4 protein-coding genes are annotated in these 7,600 nt (G+C 52.0%); 2 read left to right on the top strand and 2 right to left on the bottom strand.

The annotated features are described in order from the left end of the window. Positions 1-126: 126 nt before the first annotated feature. Positions 127-966 carry an ABC transporter ATP-binding protein gene (locus AC01ZF_RS15385; protein WP_428132755.1) on the bottom strand — a complete coding sequence of 280 codons (840 nt, stop codon included), beginning with the start codon at positions 964-966 and terminating at the stop codon, positions 127-129. A gap of 33 nt (positions 967-999) precedes the next feature. Further along, a complete protein-coding gene (locus AC01ZF_RS15380; protein ID WP_424675783.1) occupies positions 1,000-2,544 on the bottom strand; it encodes an aldehyde dehydrogenase family protein in 1,545 nt (514 codons plus the stop codon). A 167-nt stretch (positions 2,545-2,711) separates the two neighbouring features. Between AC01ZF_RS15380 and AC01ZF_RS15375 the strand changes: the two genes are divergently transcribed. Continuing rightward, entirely contained in the window at positions 2,712-6,323 is a 3,612-nt protein-coding gene (locus tag AC01ZF_RS15375) for a CHAT domain-containing protein (RefSeq protein WP_428112879.1), read from the top strand. Positions 6,324-6,326: 3 nt separating this feature from the next. Next, complete coding sequence (locus AC01ZF_RS15370) at positions 6,327-6,449, top strand: hypothetical protein (RefSeq protein WP_424675785.1); 123 nt, start codon at positions 6,327-6,329, stop codon at positions 6,447-6,449. Positions 6,450-7,600 lie beyond the last annotated feature (1,151 nt).

Raw genomic sequence — 7,600 nt, 5'->3', positions numbered from 1 at the left:
TGAGGGAACCTAACGAAAAGATTGCTGACGTACAGACGCCACCTGTAACGGCACGGCATCGCCGTGCCCACACGAAGGGCAAAGATGCTGACGCAAAGGCGCAGAGGGGCCAAGGGCGCCAAGGGGTTACACTCCCCCTCGCCCACCATTGCCACGTAACACAGCCCGCAACTCAGTTACCAACTGATGAAGACGCACGTCATCGCGTAAGTCAGCGCGGCGCGGGCGTGGCAAAGCGATAGACACTTCCGCCAACACTTGGGCCGGTCGCCGACTTAAAACAATAACACGATCGGACAACAACACCGCTTCGGTCAGATTATGCGTCACGAGCAAGACTGCCGGACGAGGCGAGATTGTCGCCAGCAGATCGAGCAACTCACCCTGCAACTGCTCACGGGTCAGCTCATCGAGGGCGCTAAATGGCTCATCGAGCAAGAGCACCGGCGGAGCTAATGCCAACGCTCGTGCCAACGCTACCCGTTGCTGCATACCACCCGACAATTGCCGCGGTAGGCGGTGTGCAGCATCGCTCAACCCCATCCGTGCAAGTAATTCAGCTACCCGTGCTTTCCGTGCCTCCGGTGACCAGCCGGCTAACTCAAGCGGTAATGCCACATTTGCCGCTGCATCACGCCACTCAAGCAGGGCTGCCATTTGAAAAGCGATTCCAAATCGGTGCTCACGCCGAGCTTGCATCGGTGACAAACCGAATAACTGTACAACACCGCCATCAGGACTCTCAAGCCCAGTTACGATCCGCAATAACGTGCTCTTGCCACACCCACTCGGCCCTACCAGTGCTACTACCTCGCCAGCGGCAACGGTACAATTGATACCGGCCAATACTTGCACTGCGCCGCCCCGCGTCTGATAGTGCTTCGTAACACCTTGCACCTTAATCGCCCACGTCCCCAGATCGGCTGCCGATGACGCAGTGTCTGCTTCCTGAAAAAGAATAGCCATATCCTGTCTGTTAGGGGTTGCTGCTATGAGATACTACCGCTGCTCTGGAAGCAACGTATAATCGGGAAAATTTCCGTACAGCCGCTCACCCGGCACACCTATTGTCACCGCATCAACCAGATACTTCCCACCGACGAAACACCCTTTCCACGATGCCCCCATCCCACCGAATACCTCTTCCCGATCACCACGCGACCGCATTTTGTTGATGCCAACCTTAAATGCACGTAACTCGCCGGCAATCATCCGTCCTAACTTCAAGTCATCGGTCGCAATCGATGACACGAGATTACCATTCGAGATGTTCATCTCGCTGATCAGCTCATCAACACTATCAACGATCACAATCGTATCAACCGGCCCAAACGGCTCGTTATGATGCAGACGACAGTTGCGCGGGACGTTTAACAAGGTAATTGGGGCCATGTAAGCCGAAATATCCTGATTGGGTAAGAAAAGTTCTGGATTCAACTCACCCTCATACAGACAAATCGCTCCTGCACCCAGTGCTTCACTGTAGAGTACACGCAGCTCTTCGACCTTCTTCGCGTTGATCAGCGGGCCAAAATCGAGCCTGGGTAATGGATCACCCGGTTTATCCACTAACACCGGATTACCGATTTGGAGACTCTTCACCACCGGTAAGTACATATCGAGAAACTTGGGAAAGAGTCGTCGCTGTACAACGTAGCGGATATAGGCCGTGCAACGTTGCTTGCCGTAAGCGAAACCCTTCTTAATCTGCTGCGCCAAATTCGGCCAATCCGAGAAATCCCAGATACCGTAACAATTAACTCCCTCCATCTCGAGCATATAACGCTTGTTGCGGTCATAGAGCGAAGCGGCAATATCGCGTCCATTCGTCTTGCCGCCAACAAACGCTAAACAGGCCACATCAGCATTCCGCACTAACGCATCACTCAGCGCTCCACCCGAACCGCTCACCAACGAGACCGGCAACCCGGCACGACGCGCAATCGCAAATCCGAGCGTCAAGGCAAACAAACCACCATCAGAAGGTGTCTTTGCAATGACAGCATTACCGGCCAGCGTCTGCACCAATACAGCATGCATTAACACCGAATACGGGTAGTTCCAAGAGGCAATATTTGAGATCAAGCCGAGTGGCCGACGCCCATTCATCATCCACTCAATTTGCTCGATATACCACTCAACCCCACCGATGCACCGATCAACGTCATCACACGCTAGTTGGTAAGGTTTGCCGATCTCCCACATGAGCAAGTAGGCGATCAGATCACGGTGCTGGTGCAAACTAACCAATGCTTCGCTCACCCGCCGTCGCCGCTCGTCCAGATCGGTCTGCGACCATGTCTCATGCTCACGCGCCGCAAACCGCACCGCCCGCTTCGCCGTGTCAAGATCGATCATCGGCATCCGACCCAGCTCACCGCCGTCGACTGCCGTACTGTAGTGCTTGCCATGCCCCGGCCAACCCCACGTTCCCTCGATTAAATTAAGGACATGGCCTTCGGCGTTGAACGCTTCCGGTATGACAGTACGCAGTTGCGCCGTTAGATGAGACCATTCACATTCCGGTGCAATAATCTTGCTCATGTTACTCCTCTTGTCCTGTGATGTTTGGCACAATCCGAGCATATCACGGCTTGTCGAATTATTATAGTCAACACGCCTGTTACTCGAAGCTACGCATCGGTCCTTCCCTTACCGCATATATGATGCTACACTATGATGCACATCTTACTCCCGAATGGAGCATGGTTATGGATCGACGTACCAGTTTGCTGATTCGACCTCGACGTACTAATCGAGCTTCCAATTCATCACCAACGTATCTCGTTGATCTCGAATTTGGCGATGGTCGCCGGATCACAACCACCGACGAAGTTCAATTAAACCTCCCCCCACCAGAGACTTCTGATCCAGATGCGATCAGCCGCTACGGGCAAGAGCTGTTTTCCCGACTCTTTTCGGGTCGTCTCGCTACTTCCTTTAATGCAACACGGCTCACCGCCATCCAGCAACAGCAACCCCTCCGCTTGCGCCTCGCCATTGATCCTCAGGATGCAATATTACAAGCCATTCCGTGGGAATTACTCCATCTCCCGGCGCTCGATGCCCAAAGCCGACCACAACCATTAGCGACGAGTGATCAAGTCCTCTTCTCGCGCTACATCGATAGTGAGCAATTCCCCTTGGGCGACCCCCTTGAATATCGCCCAATTCGAATGCTGATCATCTTGAGCGAGCCGAGTGATCTCAACCGTTGGGGTTTAGCAACGTTTGACCGAAAGACAACTGAGCAAGACTTTAAGTTGCGCTTTCGCCCATTTCAAGACACCGGCCAGTTGGAATTGGAAATCTTACCGGTTGCCAGCGAATCAGCACTGCGCAATGCCCTCGAACGTGGTAGCCATCTCAGTGAGCGTGAACGTGGTTTCGATGTCGTGCTGTATATCGGTCATGCACTCTTCGTACCACAATACGGTACACGACTGTTACTCGAAGGTGGTTCCCAACGTCGCGGTCGTCTCCTCGATGGAAGTGAATTCGCGCGCCTTATCACCCAGTTGCCGAGTACGCATAAACCAACCCTCATCGCTCTCGTCGCTTGCAATAGCGCGACGGTCGATCTGCATGCACCACTCAGTAACCTTGCTGCCCGACTTATCGCCGAAAGCGGTGTTCCGGCGGTGATAGCAATGCAACGGTTGGTAGCAATTGATCTTGCGCGTGACTTCACTCAACATCTGACCGAAATGCTCCTCCGGAGCGGTCTTATTGACCTCGCCGTTACCACGGCCCGCCGTCGCATTTACCGAGCCGATACGCTTGGATGGAGCACCCCTGTTCTGTATACCCGTCTCAGCAACGGAAGACTCTTTCAACCAAGTACTCTGCTCAGTTATGTCGAATGGGTGCTGCGCCAAGAATCGATCACGCGGTGGGCCGGTGATGAATATATTGACCTTGATTGTACCACCATACCACCAGGGCAAACGTGGCAACTGTTCCAATACCGCCCTGAAAACGCACCTAAACCAATTTCGGCGCGTGACACCATCCTCTCGTTGGTAACCAATACGACCACTTCTATCGCTCCTAGTCAGCAGCTCGTTCTCCTCACCGGCTCGCACCAATCCGGCCAAACAACCATTTTGCGGCGTATTTGCCATGATCTTGCTCGGCAAGCCCAACGCGATATCAATGCACCGGTTGGTGTCTTGGTCTCGTTAGCCGGCTACGAGCAAGCACGCAGTGATATTCGTCTCTACGACCACATCATTGAACGGGTACGAAAACAGCACGTGGAGTTTGCCAAAACGCTTGAGCAGTTGTTTCGCGGTACAATAAGTGGCACCAACTCCCGCCCCCGCTGTGTGTTTTTGCTTGATGATGTCGATCAGATTGCCGAGTCGCACTGGAAGGATCTGATTCACGATCTAAATACCGTTCGCAACCGTCTCACCGATCAGCGATTTGTTGTTGCTGCACCACAAGCCTTCACATCACTAGCATTTGAACAACCGGTTACTATCCTTGCTATTCAACCTCTTGACGAACCAAGCATCGTTGCATACATTCGCCAACGTTACCGTCGGCAAGCGCGCGGGATAATTGATCGAATACGTGAGAATCGTCTCCAGCATCTCGCCGGTGATCCACGAATGCTGATGCTGATTGTTAATCGCCTCGCCGGTCCTAATCAGCAACCGATTGTCTACCATAACATTATCGAAGAATTTCTCACCCAAGAGCTACGTGCGCTCGATCATCGTTATCAAATGGGCGACGTGGCTCGCGCGAGTCTGTATCACATCGCATGGTACATGCACTGGCACATGCGCGATGCACTAACGATCGGTGAAGTATTTACGTTGCTCGCAGAAGTGCGACAAAATCGTGATTACGATCTTGAAGAGTTGTTTTATCAACTCGGGCAAACCCTATTAATCTCAATGATCGGTCAGCGTGAGATGTACTTTGCCAATCAAGCTGTTGCTGCTTATTGTACAGCCCAAGCGTTATGCCGTGCCCCAGATCGTGCAAGAAAGCTCGATGATATTGTGGCACTGTGCACCGATGTCGAACGACAACGCTGGTGGGAAGAAGTGCTCTATGCGCTCGCCAACTTGCTCGACCAACCAGAGGAACTACTTAGCCGTATTGCCAAATCATTGCGTAATGGCAATCAACGCCTGGCGGTCATTGCCGCCCGTTGCCTTGAAGCCCTCCCCCCTAATAAACTGCAATCAGTCCCTCTCACTTTACGCAACGAACTTATCGATAACTGCCTGCTCCACCTTGATGAACGGCGCGAACCGAGTGCCGAACGGCGTGAATTGCTGGTGAAAGCGCTCGGTAAGATTGATCATCCACAGATACGACAATATTTACGCCAAATTTTGGTCGATAAAGTACGTCAAACGAGTAGTGGACCACGCTATGAGTATAGCAATGTACGAATTGCCGCTGCTCGTGCATTACGCGATCTGCATTTACCTGATTTTCGTCGACTACAGAAACAGAAAGAAGAGTCCTTTGATCGTACACGTATCACGCTCAAACAACTCCGCGACGACCGTCCGTTAATTGAACTCATGCATCATTGGCTGAAAGGTGAAGCAACGCGCCAACAGCTACGTGATTGCATCGTAACCTCACCACTTGCCCCTGAACGGGCCGTTGCGGCATTTGCGCTCGCTGATGTTAGTATCTCCCCAATACAGCAAGCCTGCGATGCCCGTTTTCTGTTGCGGATAATTACGCATCCTTTAGATACCAGTACAACAACCATCAGCAACGAATGGATGGATACAATGTGGTCGGCGGCTGATGCGTTAACTTTGTTTGATCCGGAGTATGTGACACCACTCATTGCTACATTAATTCGCCACAAACGGAGTATGCCGAGTCCTACTGCGCAACAACTGGCGTATCTGGTTGGCCGTCTTCGCATCGATCGACCCTTCATTATCGACTGGTTAATCCATCTCTTGATCAACAACCCCAGTCAGAATGTCAAAGCGCGCGCATTGCAATCGTTGGCGTGGATTGGTGAAGGAGCAACGAATCGTTCGATTACGATCGCAGAAGGAGAGAGAAACAATAAACTTACCATTAAGCAACTTATCGAAGAGATTGCACTCTGGCAAGTACCACTACCCCGCTTCGTTGAAGGTGAATTTACACTTGAGATGTCGGTAGCTTCACTCTCGCCAATCTATTTACGGCGTAAAGCCATTGAAGCTCTTGCGTGGATTGGCGATCGAAATACATTACGCGAGTTAGATAGTAAATGCCAGTATTGGCCACTAGAATTACGTACCCAGTGGTACATCAGCCGCGAAAGTATTCAACAACGGATCAGGTAGTCAGTGTCTACCACACGTTCGGTGACAGCACACGATCAAACCAAACCCTCTGCCGGTCAGAACGTTGATCAGGCTAAAATTGGCTCGACGATGGCCCGCTTGCTCGGCAAGATGCCATCGGGTTAATCAACAACGTGCTGGTCCTGAACCGAACATGCTAGTGGATATGCCAACAGATGTTGAAGGACGCGAAGAATCAATTCAACGAAGCTGACATACACGTTATTTGGAAAGTTCACGCAGTAATCCCGCCAGAGACACCCTACGTTGTACGCCATCTAGTATTCCCATTGCCGATAGCCGGTTGCAGCGAGCGCCTACTTGTAGGCCATTAGAAATGCTTGGCCGAAATCATTCACATGACAGAAAAGTTTGACAAACATTAGAGCAGAATGTCTTTCGGTGGGAATGTTGGAGCTTGATTTCTGGTATTTACAAGAGTACGAGATAGGTTATCGTTAACACCATAAGTACAGACAACGTAGCAAAGCTGCTGGGATACTCCGTCGAACTCTTGCAGCGATGGGAACCTGCACCAGATGCGCAGTTGTAAAATAGCAACACCATCTCAAGGCTTGGAAAGGTCTTGCACCGAATGTAGCGCTCTGCACCGGCAGCAGCAGGGCTGTAAACCAGCATTCCCTCTATCAGAACCGAGGTCTCTCATACGCTCACCACACCCATCTGCTGCGCAACCCAAGTGGTGGTTATCGCAGACGCGAAGAAATACTAGCAAACATAACTCTCACCTGCACCATCAGTAACGTGAGCGTTAGATGATCCCACACGCAGATCGAGAACGACGACAAGACAACACGCTCCGACAACCCGGATAGTCATTGCCGCGTGCTACGACCCAAACATACGCCTCTATGCGACCGGCGGCGGGAAAAGACGACGCGCTGACGATGTGAGGCCAAAAGTGGCAGGGGTCTACATCGCAACACCATTCGCGATTGGGAGCACCTCATCGCGCGCAACCGCAAACGGCTGGTCATTGCACCTGCCTTGCTCCGAACAAAGTCCTGTATCAGAGCGGTATTTACGGACGAGAACGTTACACCCGTCAGATACCAACCAAATTCGAGGTGAAAAGAGAACCAGACGCACCTTTGCGCATGGTTTTGAGAGCAACTATAAGCCTAACCGAAAGGGTATTCCTTATCTAAAAATTACTAACAAGCACAGCGAGCCAACTCACCGCCGTACCGGCCATGACGCTTGCGGGTGGCTTGTCCCTACCCTTCCCAAACACACCACGAGGGCAGTCGTGCGAC

The sequence above is a fragment of the Chloroflexus sp. genome, assembly GCF_056331925.1.
The sequence above is the reverse complement of the archived record's forward strand: the minus strand, read 5'-3'. Positions and strand labels throughout refer to the sequence as shown.